21 protein-coding genes are annotated in these 18,386 nt (G+C 70.9%); 6 read left to right on the top strand and 15 right to left on the bottom strand.

The genetic code is table 11. From position 1 onward, the window contains the following. Window positions 1–6: 6 nt before the first annotated feature. Together VO99_RS11630 and VO99_RS11625 are read right to left on the bottom strand one after the other, a co-directional pair. Entirely contained in the window at window positions 7–396 is a 390-nt protein-coding gene (locus VO99_RS11630) for a YciI family protein (protein ID WP_046113022.1), read from the bottom strand. 78 nt (window positions 397–474) lie between these two features. Next, the gene (locus VO99_RS11625) at window positions 475–846 is read right to left on the bottom strand and encodes a YciI family protein (RefSeq protein WP_046113021.1); all 372 of its coding nucleotides are present in this window, start codon (window positions 844–846) and stop codon (window positions 475–477) included. A gap of 150 nt (window positions 847–996) precedes the next feature. On the opposite strand from VO99_RS11625, the gene ahpC reads away from it, so the two are divergent. From ahpC to VO99_RS11605, 4 genes are all read left to right on the top strand, one after another. Continuing rightward, window positions 997–1,560: an alkyl hydroperoxide reductase subunit C gene (gene ahpC, locus VO99_RS11620; RefSeq protein ID WP_046113020.1), complete on the top strand. Its 564-nt coding sequence runs from the start codon at window positions 997–999 to the stop codon at window positions 1,558–1,560. A 197-nt stretch (window positions 1,561–1,757) separates the two neighbouring features. After that, window positions 1,758–3,329: an alkyl hydroperoxide reductase subunit F gene (gene ahpF / locus VO99_RS11615; protein ID WP_046113019.1), complete on the top strand. Its 1,572-nt coding sequence runs from the start codon at window positions 1,758–1,760 to the stop codon at window positions 3,327–3,329. 129 nt (window positions 3,330–3,458) lie between these two features. Further along, the gene (locus VO99_RS11610) at window positions 3,459–3,824 is read left to right on the top strand and encodes a hypothetical protein (protein ID WP_052736275.1); all 366 of its coding nucleotides are present in this window, start codon (window positions 3,459–3,461) and stop codon (window positions 3,822–3,824) included. Between the two features lie 75 nt (window positions 3,825–3,899). Continuing rightward, window positions 3,900–4,946: an NAD(P)H-dependent flavin oxidoreductase gene (locus VO99_RS11605; RefSeq protein WP_046113168.1), complete on the top strand. Its 1,047-nt coding sequence runs from the start codon at window positions 3,900–3,902 to the stop codon at window positions 4,944–4,946. On the opposite strand, the gene VO99_RS11600 is transcribed toward VO99_RS11605, so the two are convergent. Both VO99_RS11600 and VO99_RS11595 read right to left on the bottom strand, forming a co-directional pair. Beyond that, complete coding sequence (locus VO99_RS11600; protein ID WP_046113018.1) at window positions 4,943–5,362, bottom strand: cytidine deaminase; 420 nt, start codon at window positions 5,360–5,362, stop codon at window positions 4,943–4,945. The two genes, VO99_RS11605 and VO99_RS11600, sit on opposite strands and share 4 nt — an antisense overlap. Before the next feature lie 2 nt (window positions 5,363–5,364). After that, entirely contained in the window at window positions 5,365–5,655 is a 291-nt protein-coding gene (locus VO99_RS11595) for a 2Fe-2S iron-sulfur cluster-binding protein (RefSeq protein ID WP_046113017.1), read from the bottom strand. 79 nt (window positions 5,656–5,734) lie between these two features. On the opposite strand from VO99_RS11595, the gene VO99_RS28780 reads away from it, so the two are divergent. Next, window positions 5,735–6,298 (top strand): hypothetical protein, encoded by a 564-nt coding sequence (locus tag VO99_RS28780; protein WP_157039540.1) that lies wholly within the window; start codon window positions 5,735–5,737, stop codon window positions 6,296–6,298. Between the two features lie 19 nt (window positions 6,299–6,317). Here VO99_RS28780 and VO99_RS11585 read toward each other — a convergent pair whose 3' ends face one another. The 10 genes from VO99_RS11585 to VO99_RS11540 all read right to left on the bottom strand — a co-directional run bounded on the left by VO99_RS11585 (window position 6,318) and on the right by VO99_RS11540 (window position 16,291). Beyond that, the gene (locus tag VO99_RS11585) at window positions 6,318–8,426 is read right to left on the bottom strand and encodes a TonB-dependent siderophore receptor (protein WP_052736273.1); all 2,109 of its coding nucleotides are present in this window, start codon (window positions 8,424–8,426) and stop codon (window positions 6,318–6,320) included. Window positions 8,427–8,608: 182 nt separating this feature from the next. Next, the gene (locus VO99_RS11580) at window positions 8,609–9,538 is read right to left on the bottom strand and encodes a hypothetical protein (RefSeq protein ID WP_046113016.1); all 930 of its coding nucleotides are present in this window, start codon (window positions 9,536–9,538) and stop codon (window positions 8,609–8,611) included. 50 nt (window positions 9,539–9,588) lie between these two features. Next, a complete protein-coding gene (locus tag VO99_RS11575; protein WP_046113015.1) occupies window positions 9,589–10,167 on the bottom strand; it encodes a PEP-CTERM sorting domain-containing protein in 579 nt (192 codons plus the stop codon). Window positions 10,168–10,279: 112 nt separating this feature from the next. Continuing rightward, window positions 10,280–11,587, bottom strand: coding sequence for a HAMP domain-containing sensor histidine kinase (locus VO99_RS11570; RefSeq protein WP_046113014.1), 1,308 nt, complete (start codon window positions 11,585–11,587; stop codon window positions 10,280–10,282). Further along, window positions 11,584–12,285: a response regulator transcription factor gene (locus VO99_RS11565; protein WP_046113165.1), complete on the bottom strand. Its 702-nt coding sequence runs from the start codon at window positions 12,283–12,285 to the stop codon at window positions 11,584–11,586. The genes VO99_RS11570 and VO99_RS11565 overlap by 4 nt, the downstream gene beginning before the upstream one ends. A gap of 16 nt (window positions 12,286–12,301) precedes the next feature. Next, window positions 12,302–12,811 (bottom strand): Spy/CpxP family protein refolding chaperone, encoded by a 510-nt coding sequence (locus VO99_RS11560; protein ID WP_046113013.1) that lies wholly within the window; start codon window positions 12,809–12,811, stop codon window positions 12,302–12,304. 122 nt (window positions 12,812–12,933) lie between these two features. After that, the gene (locus VO99_RS11555) at window positions 12,934–13,563 is read right to left on the bottom strand and encodes a flavin reductase family protein (RefSeq protein ID WP_198156928.1); all 630 of its coding nucleotides are present in this window, start codon (window positions 13,561–13,563) and stop codon (window positions 12,934–12,936) included. Window positions 13,564–13,566: 3 nt separating this feature from the next. Beyond that, window positions 13,567–14,094 carry a gamma carbonic anhydrase family protein gene (locus VO99_RS11550; RefSeq protein ID WP_046113012.1) on the bottom strand — a complete coding sequence of 176 codons (528 nt, stop codon included), beginning with the start codon at window positions 14,092–14,094 and terminating at the stop codon, window positions 13,567–13,569. 41 nt (window positions 14,095–14,135) lie between these two features. Then, window positions 14,136–15,362, bottom strand: a complete 1,227-nt coding sequence (locus VO99_RS11545) for a CaiB/BaiF CoA transferase family protein (protein ID WP_046113011.1) — start codon at window positions 15,360–15,362, stop codon at window positions 14,136–14,138. After that, complete coding sequence (locus VO99_RS11540) at window positions 15,359–16,291, bottom strand: hydroxymethylglutaryl-CoA lyase (RefSeq protein ID WP_375136388.1); 933 nt, start codon at window positions 16,289–16,291, stop codon at window positions 15,359–15,361. Before VO99_RS11540 ends, VO99_RS11545 begins: the two co-directional genes overlap by 4 nt. 66 nt (window positions 16,292–16,357) lie before the next feature. On the opposite strand from VO99_RS11540, the gene VO99_RS11535 reads away from it, so the two are divergent. Continuing rightward, window positions 16,358–17,080, top strand: a complete 723-nt coding sequence (locus VO99_RS11535) for an IclR family transcriptional regulator (protein ID WP_046113009.1) — start codon at window positions 16,358–16,360, stop codon at window positions 17,078–17,080. Window positions 17,081–17,090: 10 nt separating this feature from the next. On the opposite strand, the gene serA is transcribed toward VO99_RS11535, so the two are convergent. Beyond that, window positions 17,091–18,323, bottom strand: a complete 1,233-nt coding sequence (gene serA / locus VO99_RS11530) for a phosphoglycerate dehydrogenase (protein WP_046113008.1) — start codon at window positions 18,321–18,323, stop codon at window positions 17,091–17,093. Window positions 18,324–18,386: the final 63 nt, after the last annotated feature.

The following is an 18,386-nucleotide window of genomic DNA, read 5'->3' as shown; positions in this document are numbered from 1 at the left end:
GGGCGGTCAGGCGGCGGCGGGCGGCGGGAAGTCGCTGGCCTCGTAGAGCTCGCGCACCTCGATCTCGGCGGGCACCCGCTCGCCTAGCGGCGCAGGGAAGCGGCGTGCCCACTCCATCGCCTCCTCGCGCGTGCGCACCTGGATCAGCGTGTAGCCGGCGATCAGCTCCTTGGTCTCCGCGAACGGGCCGTCGATCACCTGCCGCTGCCCGCTGCCATATCGGATGCGCCAGCCATGCCGGCTGGGCTTGAGGCCGTTGGCGTCCAGCAGGACGCCGGCCTTGGCCAGTTCGTCGTGGTAGGCCAGCATGGCGGGCAGCACGGTCTCGTCTTCCGGCAACGGGTTGCCTTCCGCCTCGGTTTCGGGCGTGGCCCGCACGATGATCATGAATCGCATCTGTCGCTCCTCGGCGCCATGTGCGCCTGGAACCACGACGAACGTCCCCGGCGCTTTTCGACAGCCTGGCGGCGTCGCTCAGCCCGCGGCGCTGCGGTCCCAGCAGGGCGCGGTCTGGCGCACTTCCACGGTGCACCACTGCGCGGCCGGGCATTCGGCGGCGATGGCCAGCGCCTCCTCGCGGGTGGCCACGTCGATCAGGAAGATGCCGCCCACCATTTCCTTGGTTTCGGTGAAGGGGCCGTCGATCACCGTGCGCCGGCCTTCCCGCACCTGGATGCGGGCGGCATTCGGGCCCATGTCGGCCAGTGATTCGGCGGCCAGCAGCACGCCGCGCGACTGCAGTTCGGCCGCGAAGCCCAGCATGCGGTCATAGAGCTGGCGGCCGGCGGCCTCGCCGCGCTCGACGCGCTGGCCCAGGGGTTCACGGATCAGGAGCAAGTACGACATCTGCAGCCTCCGTTGCGGTGTGCCGACGATTCTGCCTGCGCGTGGCGTTAGCCAAAGTCAATCAGTCACATTGACTCAATGAATCCACGCGATGCCCCAAAGCGCCTAAAGTGAAACCCGGCCTACAACCAACCCTACAGAGGAACACACATGTCTTTGATCAACACCCAAGTCCAACCGTTCAAGACCCAGGCGTTCCACAACGGCAAGTTCATCGAAGTGACCGAAGAGAGCCTGAAGGGCAAGTGGTCGGTGCTGATCTTCATGCCGGCAGCCTTCACCTTCAACTGCCCGACGGAAATCGAGGACGCGGCCGACAACTACGCCGAGTTCCAGAAGGCTGGTACGGAGGTCTACATCGTGACCACCGACACCCACTTCTCGCACAAGGTGTGGCACGAGACCTCGCCCGCCGTCGGCAAGGCCAAGTTCCCGCTGGTCGGCGACCCGACGCATGCCCTGACCAACGCCTTCGGCGTGCACATCCCTGAAGAAGGCCTGGCGCTGCGCGGCACCTTCGTGATCAACCCCGAGGGCATCATCAAGACGATGGAAGTGCACTCGAACGAGATTGCCCGTGACGTGAAGGAAACGCTGCGCAAGCTCAAGGCTGCCCAGTACACCGCCGCCCACCCGGGCCAGGTGTGCCCCGCCAAGTGGAACGAAGGCGCCGCCACCCTGACCCCGTCGCTGGACCTGGTCGGCAAGATCTGACCTTGATTCGATGAAGCGGCTGACGGCCGGCCCTGCGCCGGTCGCACAAGCTCAAGGCGCCGGCCGGCCCAGGCCGCCGGCGCCGGTCCCCTCCGGGCCCTGTTGAAGACGTCCCGCGGCTGTGATGTGGGCGTGTTCAACCGGGTCTGGGCCGACTCGCCCTCCGAATTTCACATCCCACCTTCCAAGGAGCCGCCATGCTGGACGCCAACCTCCAGGCCCAACTCAAGGGCTACCTCGAACGCCTGCAGCAGCCGATCGAGCTGATCGCCTCGCTGGACGATCGCGCCGAATCGCAGCAGGTGCGTGAGCTGCTGAGCGAGATCGTCGGCCTGTCCGACAAGATCACGCTGCGCACCGACGGCAGCGACGCCCGCCGCCCGTCCTTCCAGATCACCCGCCAGGGCGCCGACATGGGCGTGCGCTTCGCCGCGCTGCCGATGGGCCATGAGTTCACCTCGCTGGTGCTGGCGCTGCTGCAGGCCGGTGGTTATCCGCCCAAGGTGGAAGCCGACCTGATCGAGCAGATCAAGGCGCTGGAGCCCGAGCAGGACCTGGTCTTCGAGACCTGGATGAGCCTGACCTGCCACAACTGCCCGGACGTGGTGCAGGCGCTGAACCTGATGGCGGTGCTGAACCCGCGCATCAAGCACGTGGCCATCGACGGTGGCTTCTTCCAGAAGGAAGTGGAAGACCGCCAGATCATGGCCGTGCCGTCGATGTTCCTGAACGGGCAGCCGTTCGGCCAGGGCCGCATGGGCCTGGAAGAGATCCTGGCCAAGATCGACACCGGCGCCACCGCCCGTGACGCGGCCAAGCTCAGCGCCAAGGCGCCCTACGACGTGCTGATCGTCGGTGGCGGCCCGGCCGGCGCGGCGGCGGCCATCTATGCGGCGCGCAAGGGCATCCGCACCGGCGTGGCGGCCGAGCGCTTCGGTGGCCAGGTGCTGGACACCATGGCCATCGAGAACTACGTGTCGATCAAGGAGACCGACGGCCCGAAGTTCGCCGTGGCGCTGGAAGAGCACGTCAAGACCTACGACGTGGACATCATGAACATGCAGCGTGCCGAAGCCCTGCGCGCCGACGGCGGCATGGTGGAAGTCACGCTGGCCAGCGGCGCCACGCTGAAGAGCAAGAGCGTGATCCTGGCCACCGGCGCCCGCTGGCGCGACATGAACGTGCCCGGCGAAGCCGAGTACCGCACCAAGGGCGTGACCTACTGCCCGCACTGCGACGGCCCGCTGTTCAAGGGCAAGAAGGTGGCGGTGATCGGCGGCGGCAACTCCGGCGTGGAAGCCGCCATCGACCTGGCCGGCGTGGTGGACCACGTCACGCTGCTGGAGTTCGACAGCCAGCTGCGCGCCGACGCGGTGCTGCAGCGCAAGCTGCACAGCCTGCCCAACGTGCGGGTGCTGGTGAACGCGCAGACCACCGAGGTCAAGGGCGACGGCAGCAAGGTGGTGGGCCTGGCCTACAAGGACCGCAAGACGAACGAGCTGCACAGCATCGACATCGCCGGCGTGTTCGTGCAGATCGGCCTGGTGCCCAACACCGCGTGGCTCAAGGGCAGCGGCGTGGAGCTGTCGCCGCGCGGCGAGATCATCGTCAACTCGCATGGCCAGACCTCGGTGCCGGGCGTGTATGCCGCGGGCGACGTGACCACGGTGCCGTACAAGCAGATCGTGATCGCCGTCGGCCAGGGCGCCACTGCCGCGCTGGGTGCGTTCGACCACCTGATCCGCACCTCGGCCCCGGCCGAAGCCTGACCGCTCTGCGCGGCCCGTTTGCAGCCCCTGGCGCCCATCGCCAGGGGCTTTTCTTTTGGCAACGCGGCTTTCACGCAAACGAGAATAGTTCTCATCTAATATCGGCGCGTCACCACCACGAGGTGCACGATGAACGCCGAACAACCCACCGACACCCCCGATCTGGCGCGCGAGCACTGCGCGCTGATGAACGCCTACGGCAGCGTGCAGCGCCGCTGCAGCCGGCTGCTGGACGAGCAGGCGGCGACCCTGCGACGCCAGGAGCGTGAGCTGGTGCGGCTGCGGGCGGCCGTCATCCTGCGCGACACCGCCTTGATGTGGGCCCACCAGGACCAGGCCGCGCTGGAAGCGGCACTGCCCGGCCTGCCCACACGCCGTGCGCTGGCGCGCCGAGTGGACGCGCTGGTGGCGCGGGTGCAGTCGCTGCTGCGCGAGCGCCGCCACTGGGCGCAGGCCTTGCCGCCGGTGGTGTACCGGCAGAAGCCGCAACCCTAGCCATCCCGGCCCGCGCCTGAAGGCCCGGCGCAATGGCGTTAGGCTGGTCGCCTGTTGTTGCTGGCGGAGACCGTGATGTCGGGTGCGTTGCTTTCGTTGCTCCAAACCGAGCTGCCCTTGATCCAGGCCCCCATGGCCGGCTCCCAGGGCAGCCGCCTGGCGCTGGCCGTGGGAGCCGCCGGTGCGCTGGGCTCGCTGCCTGCGGCCATGCTGTCGGCCGACGCGCTGGAAGCGGAGCTGCGGCGCCTGCAGGCCGCGGGCGCGCCCTACAACGTGAACTTCTTCTGCCACACGCCGCCCGAGCCCGACCCGGTGCGCGACGCCGCCTGGCGCACCCGGTTGTCGCACCGGTTCGACGCCGAATTCGGCACCGACCTGCGCAGCGCGCCCAGTGCCGCCGGCCGGGTGCCGTTCAGCGCCGAGGCGGCCGAGCTGCTGGCCGCCTACAAGCCGCCGGTCGTCAGCTTCCATTTCGGGTTGCCGGCGCCGGCGCTGCTGGACCGTGTCAAGGCATGGGGCGCGGTGGTGATGTCGTCGGCCACCACGGTGGCCGAGGCGCGCTGGCTGCAGGCGCGCGGCGCCGACGTGGTGATCGCCCAGGGCCTGGAGGCCGGCGGCCACCGCGGTCATTTCCTGGACACCGACCTGACGCTGCAGATGGGCCTGATGGCGCTGCTGCCGCAGGTGGTGGATGCGGTGCAGGTGCCGGTGGTGGCCGCTGGCGGCATCGGCGACGCCCGCGGCGTGCGGGCCGCCATGGCGCTGGGCGCCGCCGGCGTGCAAGTGGGCACCGCCTACCTGCTGTGCCCCGAGGCCGACACCAGCGCGGTGCACCGCCGTGCACTGGGCAGCGAGGCGGCGGTGCACACCGCGCTCACCAACGTGTTCAGCGGCCGGCCGGCCCGCGGCGTGGTCAACCGGGTGATGCGCGAGATGGGACCGCTGGCCGACGATGCGCCCCGCTTTCCGCTGGCCACCAGCGCGCTGGCACCGCTGCGCACCGAGGCCGAGGCGCGGGACAGCGGGGACTTCTCGCCGCTGTGGTCCGGCCAGGCGGTGGGCCTGAGTCGGCCGATGCCGGCCGCCGAGCTGACGCGCGCGCTGGCCGAAGGACTGCGCTAGTCCGCCGCCGCCAGGAGCGCCGGTCCGAAGCTTTCAGGCAGCAGCCCGGCGAGGGTGAAGCGCCCGCGCAGCACCGGCCCGCCCTCGGCCACGGCGCCTGACAGCACCACCGCATCCGCCGCCGCGAACTCGCGCAGCTTCTGCCGGCAGCCGCCGCAGGGTGTCACCGGCCGGGCGCTGTCCGCCACCACCGCCACCGCCCGCACCTGCCGGCCGCCCGCCATCACCAGGTGGGCCAGGGCCACGGCCTCGGCGCACAGGCCTTCCGGATAGGCGGCGTTCTCGATGTTGGCGCCGGTATGCAGGCGGCCCTGCTCGTCCAGCAGCGCGGCCCCCACCGCGAAGCCGGAATACGGTGAGTGCGAGTGCTGCCGCGCCCGGGCGGCGGCCTGCAGCAGCAGCGGCTCGTCGGCCATGCTCAGCCCCACAGCAGGCGGCCCGCCTGCAGCCGCACGTCGGAGCGCGGCTGGGCCACGCAGGGCAGCACCGCGCCTTCGGCACGTTCTTCCCGGCTGACGCCGGGCCAGTCCACCAGGTAGTGCACCTGGCCTTCCAACAGCTGCGACAGGCAGGCCCGGCAACTGCCGTTGCGGCAGGCGCTGCGCATCGGCACGCCGGCCTGCAGGGCAGCGGCCAGCAAGGTCTGCGTCGGCTGGGCGGCGAAGCGGTGGCCGCCCGGCTCGACCTGGATGGTGTGGGCGTCGGACATCGGGCCAGTCTATCGACCGCCGAAACAAAACCAATCACGTCCGGCCTCAGCCCGGCGCGCCAGCGGCCGAAAAGCCGTCATGTCCAGCCCCGACACCGCCCCCAACCTGACGGAGCCCGCCCTGCCCGCGGCGCCGCGCCGTGGCGGTGGCCGTCAGGCACCGTTGTACCGGGTGGTGGAGGTGACGCGCGACGCCGCCGGCCGGCTCACGCTGCAGGGGCGCATCTGGCACAGCGACCTGGACCGGCTGCGCCGTTTCGGCCGCGCGCTGGCGGCCAACTCGCAGTCGCACCGGGTGGTGATCGCCGACGGCCAGGGCAGCCTGGTGGAGGAGATCCACCTGGCCGCGCCCGACCAGCGCCAGCCGCTGTGGGGCCAGTGGCAGCAGCTGCCGCTGCCGCCCGTGCCGCCCGCCACCGGCACCAGCATGCTGCGGCCGGCGCCGAAACAGCCGCCGGCAGCGCCGCGTGTGCAGCCGCAACCACAGCAGCTGCAGCAGGTGAAGGCGGAGGTGCCGGCCGAGGTGGCCGAACTGGCCGAGGTAGCCCAACGGCCGCCGGTGCGCCAGCCGCCGCGCCACCTGCCGCGGCTGTCGCAGCCGCTGCCGGCGGCCCTGCCGCCCGCGCCGCCGCCGCGCGACTGACGGCGCGCTTCCTGCACGCCTACCAGCGGTAGCTCACCGAGGCCACCGCGCTGCGGCGCGCGCCGTACCAGCAGTCGCCCCGGCCCAGGCAGGTGGCCACGTAGGTCTTGTCGGTCAGGTTGGCGATGTTGAGCGCGGCGCGCCAGTGCGCGTTCTCCCAGGCCAGCATCAGGTCGAGCAGGGTGACCGAGGGCACCTCCGGCGCCGCGCCGTCGCTGAAGGCGCTTTTGTAGCGCACGCCCGCACCGGCCGACAGGCCCGGCGCGAATCGCCACTTGCCCCACAGCGAGGCCTGGTGGTGCGGCACTTCCTCGATCTCCTCGCTCACGTCGGTGTAGGTGTAGCTGGCCACCAGGTCCACGTTGCGCTGCAGCGCCGCCTTCACCTCCAGCTCCAGGCCGCGGGCCTTGGTTTCCCCGGCCTGGCTGTAGGTGTTGGTGGAGGGGTCGGAGATGAGCTGGTTCTCCTCCCGCAGGTGGTACACGGCCGCATTCACCAGCAGCTTGCCGTCGGCCGACTCGTGCTTGACGCCGGCCTCCCATTGCTTGCCGCGCAGCGGGTCGAAGCGCTGGTTGCCGATGTTGGCCACCGGTTTGAACGATTCGCTGTAGCTCAGGTAGGGCGACCAGCCGCCGGCCACGCTGTACATCGCGCCCAGCCGCTTGGTGGTGGCGCTGCTGTTCTCGCTGGCCTGGCCCTCGGTCTGGTTGCGGGCGCGGTCGTGCCGCAGGCCGGCGGTGATGAGCCACCGCTCGCCGAAGCGGATCTGGTCCTGCAGGTACACGCCCACCTGGCGCTGGGTGGAAGGATCGATGGCGAAGTTTTCGGGCGGCGTGAACGCCGGGTACACCGGGTCGTAGGCATCGATCACCGGCACGTCGGCCGGGCCGGCGAAGCCGCTGGTGCCCGTCTTGCGGTAGCGCGCGTAGTCCAGGCCCACCAGCAGGTCGTGCTGCGCGGCGCCGGTGGTGACGCGGCCCTGCAGGTTCTGGTCGATCGTGAGCAGCCGCGTCTTGGTGAAGGAGGCGCTGGCGTAGCGGCCCAGCAGCCGCTGGCCGTCCTCGTCCTCTTTCCAACCGCCGGGCAGCGAGAACGAGTCGCCGTACAGGCTGCGGTAGTCCACCTCGGTATGGGTGTAACGCAGGCCCTGGCGCAGGGTCCAGCCACTGTCCAGCTCATGCTCGAACAGCCAGCCGGCGAAGCGGCGCCGGGTGTCGTAGCGGTCCCAATCGGGGTCGCCGATGAAGCGGCTGGTGGGCAGCTTGCCGTTGGGGTTGGCGGTGAGCACGCCCGACCAGGGGAAGAACTGCGAGGTGGAGCCGCTGTCGTCGTTCTGCACCAGGCCCTGCAGCGTGAGCGAGGTGACGTTGCTGGGCCGCCAGGTGAGCGAAGGCGCCAGCAGGCCGCGGTCGTCGCTGACGTGGTCCACCTGGGTGTCGGCATCGCGGGCCACGCCCACCAGCCGGTACAGCCACTGGCCGTCGGCGGTCAGCGGGCCGGTGACGTCGGCCTGCAGCTGGCGGCGGCCGAAGCTGCCCACCTGAAGCCCCACCTCGCCCTGCGCCACGTCCTGCGGTCGCTTGCTCACCAGGTTGACCACGCCGCCGGTGGAGCCCTGGCCGAACAGCATGGCGGCCGGGCCGCGCAGCACGTCGATCCGCTCCAGCGTGTAGGGCTCGGTGCGGGCGTTGCTGGTGTAGTAGTCGAAGTTCTTGCGCAGGCCGTCGAGGTATTCGTCGGCATTGCCGCCGCGGATGCGGAAGCCGTCGCTGCGGGAGTCGATGCCGTAGGCGTCCGAGCGCACGCCGGCGGCGTAGTTGAGCGCGTCCTGCACGTTCACCGCGCCCTGGTCGACGATCTCGTCGCGGGTGATCACCGTCACCGACTGCGCCGTTTCCGACAGGGGCGTGTCCGTCTTGGTGGCGGTGGCGCTGCGGCGTGCGTTGTAGCCCTTGACGGGGCCGGTCGCGGTCTGGCGGTCGGCGCTGCCGGTGATCAGCACCTGCGTGACCGGCGCCTCCGGCGCGGTGGCCTGTGCCTGCGCCGGCGGCAAGGCGCTGCACAGCAGCGTGGTGGTGGCGGCGCAGGCCAGCGTGGTGCGGCGCGCGCGGCGGTGGGGGCTTGTCATCGGGGGTCCTGCTTGGGGGTGGATCGACCGTCACACGATCGATGGACACCCGCGGGCAGGGCCGCGGAGGCCTGCTGCGCGGCCGCCGAAACCCGCTTGCCGCCAGTGCACCTCGTGTGCGGCGAAGGTTGGTCTCGGCTGGCGTCAGGCTGGCTCGGCCGCCATCCTAACGCAAATGATTCTCATCCCCGATGGAGCAACTGCCTCAAGTTGGCCATCAAGCGCGAGCCCAGGCCAGGCGGCGGCACCGCGGCGCGCCGCGGTGGCGCTGCCCGCACGATGGCCGGCATCGGCGTGGGCCGCGGCATCGTCGGCAGCGCGCGGGCCGCCGGCGTGGCGGAGGTGGCGGCGGCTGCCGCCGGCGGCCGTGCGGGCAGGGGTGGCACCAGCGCCGCGTGGTCGCGGGCGACGTAGCCGACGGCGGTCCATTCCCGCAGCATCAGGCACCAGGGCCGCTGGCGGTCGGCCGCGGTGGCGGGCACCGGCATCACCATCGGGCCGGAATCCGTCTGGCCGGCCAGCGGCGCCACCCGCACGGAGGTGATGCAGCGGCCAACGAAGGCGCCGCCGCGGTACGGCTCGGCCAGCGCCCACAGCTCCAGCGACAGCGAGCCGCTGAAGTTGTCCGCCGGCCGCGGGTTGTGCACCCGCTCCACCACCAGCGCCAGGCCGTCGCCCACGCCGGTGCGCAGGCTGGCGCCCTCCAACCGCGGCTGCACGAAGCGCTCGGGCTGGCCGAAGGCGGCTTCGTCATGCAGCAGCGGCCGGCCGTCGGCGGCGGTGCTCACCAGCCGCAGCGTCATCTCGTGCTGGCCGCTGCCGGCCGGCGGCACGGCCATCACATGGCCTTCGGCATAGTGCTGCGGCTCGCCATGGCTGTGCAGCGGCACGCTCAGCGCCAGCTCCGCCACCAGCACGGACGGCGCCACCCCGCCCAGCGGGCGGGCCCACAGCTGCAGCCGCCAGCCGTCATGGTCGGCCGCGGCCGGGCTCCAGTGGATCTCGGCGTTCAGGCTGGCGGTGTCACCCTCGATGCGGTAGCCGAAGGTGCCGACGAGTCGGGCCGCGGCGGGCGTGGCGGTGTCTGGTCGGTCGTCGGGCATCGGCGTCATGGCGGGCTCCAGGGGTGCTTGAAGGACTCTGCGGCCAGGCGCCGGGCTGGCTACCCGGTGCGGCGGCGGCGCGCCAGGGCGGCGGCGCCGAGCGCCAGGCTGGCCAGTGCCAGCGCGCCGGGCTCGGGCACGGTGTTGCCGGGCGTGTCGGCCAGCACGAAGCGCAGGTCGTCGATGGAGAAGGCGCGGTTCTCCCCGGTGACGAAAAGCGTGGCCTGGGTGAAGCCGGCCAGATCCTCCACCCCGGCAAAGCTGGGGCTGGCGCCGCTGGGGAACAGCAGCGATTCGTCGGCGACGATGAGCTGGAATTCGGTGGTGCCCGAGAACTGCAGCAGCCCCAGCCGGATGACGGGCTGCGAGAACAGCAGCGTGATGCTGCGCGACACCACGCCGGGCTCGGCGTGATCGAAGTTGCTCGCGCCCTGGCTGCCGAATGCATCCAGCACGGGCGATGACGCGTTGGTGAACAGCATGCCGCTGCCCACGCTGATGCCCGGCGCCAGATTGCCGAGCACGAAACGGTCGGGCAGGGCATTGAAGTCGATCAGCTGCGCGCCGGCAAAGGCGCCCTCGCCGACCGCGATCGGCGCGGCCCCGGCGGGCGCAGCCAGTGCGCACCCCAGGACCACCGACGCCGACCACCTCGAAATGACTGACTCATTCAATGGCATCACCTTGGTGCAAATTGACCTGGGGGCCGATGCTACGCAAGAAAAAGGCCGCATCGATGACGCCTGCGCGTCAACCGCCGAGCGGCAACCTCAGCACCACCGCCAGCCCGGGCTGCGCCCGCTGCAGCTGCAAGCTGCCGCCATGCGCCTGCGCCACCAGCCGGCACAGGTACAGGCCCAGGCCCACGCCCCCGGTGCGGCGCTGGCGGGCGCTGTCGGTGCGGTAGAAGGGCTGGGCCAGCAGGGCGAGCTGTTCGTCGGTCACGCCGGGGCCGTGGTCGCGCACGGTGAGCACGGCTTCCGCCTCCTCGCGCCGCAAGGCCAGCGCGATGGGCGTGCGCGGCGCATGCCGGCGTGCGTTGCCGATCAGGTTGCGCAGCAGCAGCCGCAGCCGCGGGCGGTCGATGGGCTGCAGCGGCAGGTCGGCGGCGACGTCGAGCGTGATGTCGGCATCGCCGCCAAAGTCGGCCGCCGCCTCGCGCACCAGCGCGGCCAGGTCGGTGGGCTCGGTCTGCAGTGCGGCATGGCCGGCGGCCAAACGCTCGCTGTCCAGCAGGTCGCTGATGAGGTCGCGCATCTCGCCCAGGTCGCGCAGCAGCGCGTCGCGGGCCTCGCCGTCTTCCACCAGCTCCGCGTTCACGCGGGCGCGGGTCAGCGGGCTGCGCAGCTCATGGCTGATGGCCAGCAGCAGGCCGCGCTGCGCCTCCAGCATGCGCTGCAGGTCCGCGGCCATGGTGTTCACCTGCTGCGCCAGCTGGCCCAGTTCGTCGTTCCGCTCCACCACGATGGGCTGCTGGAACTGCCCCTGGCCATAGCGCTGCACGCCGGCGCGGATGCCTTCGATCGGCTTGAGCAGGCTGCTCACGCTGCGCCAGGCGATGCCCACCAGCAGCAGCAGCAGCGCCAGCGTGGCCCAGCCGATGCCACGGGCGCGCCGCTCGTGCGGCGGCTGCACCAGCCGGAAGGTCACGCGGTGGCCGTCGGCCAGCGTGCGGCTCTGCCATTCGCCACCTTCGTCCTCGCGGCCGCGGCGGCGCGCCCGCTCGGCGCGGCCGGGGTGCGAATCCCACTGCACCTGCAGCCCGTCGATCTGGATGCGCAGCGGCAGCCGCTGCACCATCTGCCGCGCTTTCTCGATGGAGGGCGGCGTGCCGAGGTCGGCCGCGGCCAGGTCCAGGTAGTGCGCCACCAGCGGCCGCGCCACCTCGCGCCAGCCGCCGCGGAAGGCCTGCTGCATGCCCGAGACGAACACGATCACCGTGGCCACGGCCAGCAGCACGAACAGGCCCACCAGCCGCCAGCGCAACGAGTGGCCGAGGCGGCGCCGAGCCGCATGGAAGCGCTGGCGCCAGGGCGCAGGAGCGTCGGCCGCGCTCACTGCACGCGCCCGGCCGCGAAGGCATAGCCCACGCCACGCAGCGTGCGGATGCAGTCCAGCGGCTCCAGCTTCTTGCGCAACCGGCTCACCAGGATGTCCACCGCGCGGGTGAGCAGGTCTTCGGCGGAATGGCCGCGCAGCTTCTCCAGGATCTCGTCACGGCTGAACACCTTCTGCGGCTCGCGCGCCAGCAGCACCAGCAGCTCGAATTCGGTGCCGGTGAGGTCGAGGGCCTCGCCGCCGCGCAGGGCCTGGCGGCGGTCGAGGTCGATCGTCAACCCGTCGAACACCATCACGCGCGGCTCGCCGGCGGGCACCGGTGGTGCGGCGCCACGACTGCCGCTGCGCCGCCAGACGGTCTGCAGGCGGGCCAGCAGCTCGCGCGGCTCGAAGGGCTTGGGCACATAGTCGTCGGCGCCCAGCTCCAGGCCCACCACCCGGTCCATCACGTCGCCGCGCGCGGTGAGCATGACGATGGGCAGGTCGCTGTGCTTGCGGATCGTGCGGCAGAGCTCGAAGCCGTCCATCTCCGGCAGCATCACGTCGAGGATGGCGGCGTCGAAGCCGCCTTCCTTCAACAGCGCCAGGCCCGCACTGGGCGTGGTGGCCGACACCAGCTCGCAATCGAAGCGGCGGAAGAAGGCCGCCAGGGGCGCGGCCAGTTGTTCGTCGTCGTCGATCAGCAGCAGGCGTCGCATGCGGCCATTGTGTCGGTCAGCCGCCTCGCGGGCCGCGCTCGCCATGGTGCATGCCGCGGCCGCCGCGCCGGTTCATGAAGTCGCGCACCTTCTGCTGCTGGTCGGGGCGCAGGCTGTCAAAGAAGTCGGCCATCGCATTGATGACCTGCGGGCCGCCGGCCTGCATCGCCTGCGTCTTCTGCTGCAGCAGCACCTGCGCGCGGTTGCGGTCGAAGCTGCTGCCGGCGATCAGCGACTGAAGCTCGGTGCGCGGGCCGGTGCCGCCCATCACCGCGGCGCGCTGCGCCTGAAGCGTGCTGGCCAGGGTGTCGAGCTTGGCCTTCTGCGCTGCATCCAGCTCCAGGCGGCTGGCGACGCGCTCCAGCATCTTGGCCTGCCGTGCGGCACGCTCCTCGGGGCTTTGCTGGCTCCAGTCGCCGCGGCCATGGCCGCCGCCGTAGCCGCCGGCCGCACAGGCCGACAGGCCACCGAACAACACCGAGGCGCCGAGAACACCGGCCAGGCTGCGTTTGATCCAGACTTTCATCGTGTGCTTTCAACAAGGATTGCGATGGAAGCCATGGTGCCGGCGGGCTGGGGTTCGGTCCTCTCGCCGCGGTATCGGCGTGTTTCGTTTGATGTCGTGCGCGAAGTTGTGTAGGGCGACTGCTAACGCGGGCGCTTCATCCTGAACAGTGCCTCGGGCGTGATCTCGAAATAGTCCGCCGGGCCGCCGCCACGCAGGATGGGGCGTGCGGCCGCGGTGTCGTAGATGCCTTCGACCAGCAGCGACCTGTCGATGTGCACCGCCACCACCTCGCCCAGCACCAGCCAGGTTTCCACCGGCGTGGCCTGCGCTGTCTGCAGCTGCACGATCTGCGTCACGCGGCATTCGAAGTTCACCGGGCTCTCGGCCACGTGCGGCACGCCGATCACCGTGCCCGGCCGCGGCGTGAGGCCGGCCAGCTCGAACTCATCCACTTCGGGCGGCACGCCGGCGCTGCTGGTGTTCATGCGCTCGGCCAGCGCGCGGGTGGCCAGGTTCCAGCTGAACTCGCGGGTGCGCTCGGCATTGCGCACCGAATCCTTCCAGCCGATGCTGGAGAAGCCGACGATGGGCGGCGTGTAGTTGAAGGCGTTGAAGAAGCTGTACGGCGCCAGGTTCAGGCGGCCCTGCTCGTCGTGCGTGGACACCCAGCCGATCGGCCGCGGGCCGACGATGCTGTTGAACGGATCGTGCGGCAGGCCGTGGCCGTTGCGCGGCTCATAGCTGTGGATGTGCTCGGGCATCGTGGCCATCGTTCAGCCCACCTTCTTCAGGCTGGTGGCAAAGCGCTGCGCATTGGCCACGTAGTGCTGCGCGCTGCGCTGCAGGCCGGCGATCTGCTCGGGCGACAGTTCCTTCACTGCCTTGGCCGGGCTGCCCAGGATCATCGAGCCGTCAGGAAACTCCTTGCCTTCGGTCACCAGCGAACCGGCGCCCACCAGGCAGTGCTTGCCGATGCGCGCGCCGTTGAGCACGACCGCGCCGATGCCCACCAGCGAGCCGTCGCCGACGGTGCAGCCGTGCAGCATCACCATGTGGCCCACGGTCACGTTCTCGCCGATGGTCAGCGGCTTGCCGGGGTCGGAGTGCAGCACGCTGCCTTCCTGGATGTTGCTGTTGCGGCCGATGTGCACGGTGTCGGCGCTGTCGCCGCGCACCACCGCGCCAAACCACACGCTGGCGCCTTCGGCCAGCTCCACGTTGCCGATCACCTGCGCGCTGTCGGCCACCCAGGCGGTCTCGGCGATGCGGGGCTTGAGGTCGTCCAGTTCATACACGGCCATGTGTTCGTCTCCATCGGCGTACTGCTTCGATGCAGCCGATGCTAGCGGCCTGCGGGCAGCAGCACGCCGGCCTCGCGCAAAGCCGCGATGTCGCCGTCGAGATAACCCAGCGAATGCAGCAGCGCATCAGTGTGCTGGCCCAGCGCGGGCGGCGGCTCGCGCACGCCCAGGCGCTGGCCGTCGAGCGCCAGCGGCAGCAGTGCAGTGCGCGTTTCGATCTCGCGTCCGGCGCCGCTGGCATCGGCCGGCACCGTCACCGGGGCCAGGCCGCCGGTGGCCAGCAGGTGCGGGTCGTCCAGCAGGTCCTGCGGCCGGGTGATGGGCGCGTAGGGCAGGCCATGGCGCTCGAAGGTGGCGGCGATGTCGGCGCCGTGCAGGCCGGCCATCCGTTCACGCAGCAGCGGCAGCATCCATTCGCGCGCGGCCACGCGCAGGTTGTTGCTGGCCAGGCGCGGGTCGGTCTTCAGCGCGGGCAGGCCGAAGGCATCGCAGAACAGCGCCCACTGGGTGTCGCTCACCACCGCCAAAAAAATCTGTTCGCCGCCGGCCACGGTGAACACGTCGTACACCGCCCAGGCAGAGATGCGGCTGGGCATGGGCGCGGGCGCCTTGCCGGTGACGGCGAACTGCATCATGTGCTGCGCCACCAGGAACACGTTGTTCTCGAACAGCGCGCTCTGCACCTCCTGGCCCCGGCCGGTGCGCTCGCGTGCGGCCAGCGCGGCCATCGCGCCGATGGCGCCGAACATGCCGCCCATGATGTCATTGACGCTGGTGCCCGCGCGCAGCGGCCGGCCTTCGGGGCCGGTCATGTAGGCCAGGCCGCCCATCATCTGCACCACCTCGTCCAGCGCGGTGCGGTGCTCGTACGGCCCAGGCAGGAAACCCTTGTGGCTGACGTAGACCAGCCGCGGGTTGAGTTGCGACAGCGCCGCATAGCCGAAGCCCAGCTTGTCCATCGTGCCGGGCTTGAAGTTCTCGCTGAACACGTCGGCGGTGCCCACCAGGCGCAGCACCAACTCCTTGCCGCGCGGGTCTTTCGCATCCAGCGCCAGGCTCTTCTTGTTGCGGTTGAACACCGAGAAGAAGCCGGCGCCCGAACCCACCAGCCGGCGCGTGGCGTCGCCCTGCAGCGGCTCCACCTTGATGACCTCGGCACCCAGGTCGCCCAGCACCAGGCCGCAGGTGGGCCCCATCACCATGTGGGTGAACTCGACGACGCGGGTGCCTTCGTACGGCAGCGGCTGTGCGCCTGTGCCGGTGCTCATTGCGGGGCCTTGCCGTCGGCGTAGGTGAAGCCCTTGGGCAGGCCGGCGTCGGGCACATGGCCGTACAGCGGTTCGTCGGGCAGCGCCTCGCGCAGCACCGCACGGGCCTGCAGCAGGCGGTCGATGTCGATGCCGGTGGCGTGGCCCATCGCCTCGAGCATCCACACCAGGTCTTCGGTGACGATGTTGCCGCTGGCGCCGGGCGCATAGGGGCAGCCGCCGATGCCGCCCTGGCTGGCGTCGAAGGTGGTGACGCCCGCCTCCAGCGCCGCCACCACGTTGGCCAGGCCCTGGCCGCGGGTGTTGTGGAAGTGGGCACCGCCGGCCTGCCGACCCAGCTCGGCGTGCAGGCGGTTGAACAGGCGGCGCACCTGCACCGGCTGCGCATAACCGCTGGTGTCGGACAGGCCCACCTCGTCCACGCCCAGCGCGGCCATGGTGGCCGCCACGCGCAAGGTCTCGTCGTCGCTCACCGCGCCGGCGATGGTGCAGCCGAAGGCCACCGACAGGCCGGCCTCCAGCTCGATGTGCGGATAGCGCTCGTTGCGCAGCGCCACCACGTTGCGCACCTCGTCGGCCATCTGCGCATGCGTCTTGCGCACGTTGGCCAGCGAATGCGCCTCGGTCACCGAGACCGGCATCGTCAGCTTGTGCACGCCCGCCTCGAAGGCCGCCTGCGCACCGCGGAAGTTGGGCGCCAGCGCCGCCACGCGCAGGCCGGGCAGCGTGAGCGCCTGCGCCACCACCTCGCCCACGTCGGCCATCTGCGGCAGCAGCTTGGCGGGCACGAAGGAGCCCACCTCGATCTCGCGCACGCCGGCCGCAGCCAGCGCGGCAATCCAGCGGTGCTTGGCCGCGGTGGGCATCACCGCATGGATGCTTTGCAGGCCATCACGCGGACCCACTTCGCTGATCAACAGGGACGACATGGGAGAGGACATGGCGGAAGTTCTGTAGAATAGAACGATTGTTCGTACAACAGAATTCTAACGCCGATGCCCCGCAAAGCTGCCCAAGCCTCTCTCGCCGACATGGATGCCGCCCCGGGCGGGGCCGCCGCAGTCGACCGCGCGCTGTCCCTGCTGGGCTGCTTCCAGGCCGGCGAAGCGGCGCTCACGCTGGCCGAGCTGGCCGGGCGCAGCCAGCTGTACAAGAGCACGGCGCTGCGCCTGCTGGCCTCGCTGGAGCATGCGCAGCTGGTGGCGCGCACGGCCGATGGCCGCTATGCGCTGGGTGCCGGCATCGCGCGGCTGCATGCGGTGTACATCGCCTCGTTCTCGCTGCAGCCGCTGGTGATGCCGGTGCTGCAGCAGCTGGTGGCCAAGACGAAGGAGAGCGCCGCCTTCCACGTGCGGCAGGGTGACCAGCGGCTGTGCCTGTACCGGGTGGATTCACCCCAGGTGCTGCGCGACCCCACGCGCGCCGGCGACCTGCTGCCGCTGGAGCGCGGCGCCGGTGGCCGGGTGCTGATGGCCTTCGGCGGCGCCGACGAGCGGGCCTACGACAAGATCCGCCGAGAGGGCTTCTGCGCCGCCTCGGGCGACCGCACGCCCGACCTCGCGGGCATCTCGGCGCCGGTGTTCGGCGCCGCGGGCGAGCTGGTGGGCGCGGTCACCCTGACCATGCCCACGCCGCGCTACCGGCCCGACGTGCAGCAGCCGCCCGTGCTGGCGGCCGCGCGGCAGCTCACGCTGGCGCTGGGAGGCAGCGCCGCGTGAGCCTCAGTCCTCAATACAGCACGCGGCAGCGGATGGTGCCGGGCACGCTGCACAGCTGGCCCAGGGCCGCATCGCTGGTGGCGCTGTCGACGTCGATCACCACGTAGCCCACGTCGTCGTTGGTGCGCAGGAACTGCGCGGCGATGTTGACGCCCGCCTGCGAGAAGCGCTCGTTCACGCTGGCCAGCACGCCCGGGATGTTGCGGTGGATGTGCAGCAGCCGGCTGCGGCCGGTGTGCTCGGGCAGCGTCACTTCGGGGAAGTTGACCGCCGAGACGGTGGAGCCGTTGTTGCTGTAGCGGATGAGCTTGGCCGCCACCTCGCGGCCGATGTTCGCCTGCGCCTCGGCGGTGCTGCCGCCGATGTGCGGCGTGAGGATCACGTTCTCGAAGCGCGTGAGCGGGGACTCGAACACGGCATCGTTGCCCTTGGGCTCCACCGGGAACACGTCGATGGCCGCGCCGCCGATGTGCTTGTGCTCCAGCGCGTCGGCCAGCGCGTCGATGTCCACCACCGTGCCGCGCGAGGCATTGATCAGGTGCGCGCCCGGCTTCATCTTCGCCAGCTGCGCCGCGCCGATCAGGTTCACGGTGGAAGGCAGCTCGGGCACGTGCAGCGTGACCACGTCGGCATGGGCCAGCAGCTCGTCCAGCGAGGCCACCTGCGTGGCATTGCCCAGCGTCAGCTTGGCCTCGATGTCGTGGAAGATCACGCGCATGCCCACGTGTTCGGCCAGCACGCCGATCTGCGTGCCGATGTGGCCGTAGCCCACGATGCCCAGCGTCTTGCCGCGCACCTCGTAGGAGCCGGCGGCGCTCTTGTCCCAGCCGCCGCGGTGCTGCTGCGCGTTTTTCTGGGGAATGCCGCGCATCAGCATGATGACCTCGGCCAGCACCAGCTCGGCCACGCTGCGGGTGTTGCTGAACGGCGCGTTGAACACCGGGATGCCCAGGTGCATCGCGGCATCCAGGTCGACCTGGTTGGTGCCGATGCAGAAGCAGCCCACCGCCGCCAGCTTGGGCGCCTGCTTCAGCACCTCGGCCGTGAGCTGCGTGCGCGAGCGGATGCCCAGGAAGTGCGCGTCGCGGATGGCTTCGACCAGCGCGTCGCCGGTCAAGGCCTTGGGCGAGGTGACGATCTGGGTGTAGCCGTCGGCCTGCAGCGCATCCACCGCGGTGGCGTGGATGCCCTCGAGCAGCACGAACTTGAGCTTGTCCTTGGCGACGGAAAGGCGCTGTGTCATCTTGTTGTGGCGTGTTGGAAGCGGATGCCAGGATTGTGGCAACCGGCGTTCCCCGCCACGCCG

The organism is Aquincola tertiaricarbonis, assembly GCF_000969605.1.
Taxonomy (GTDB): Bacteria; Pseudomonadota; Gammaproteobacteria; order Burkholderiales; family Burkholderiaceae_C; genus Aquincola; species Aquincola tertiaricarbonis.
Note: the sequence above shows the minus strand (reverse complement) of the source record. Positions and strands in the feature narration are given on the sequence as shown.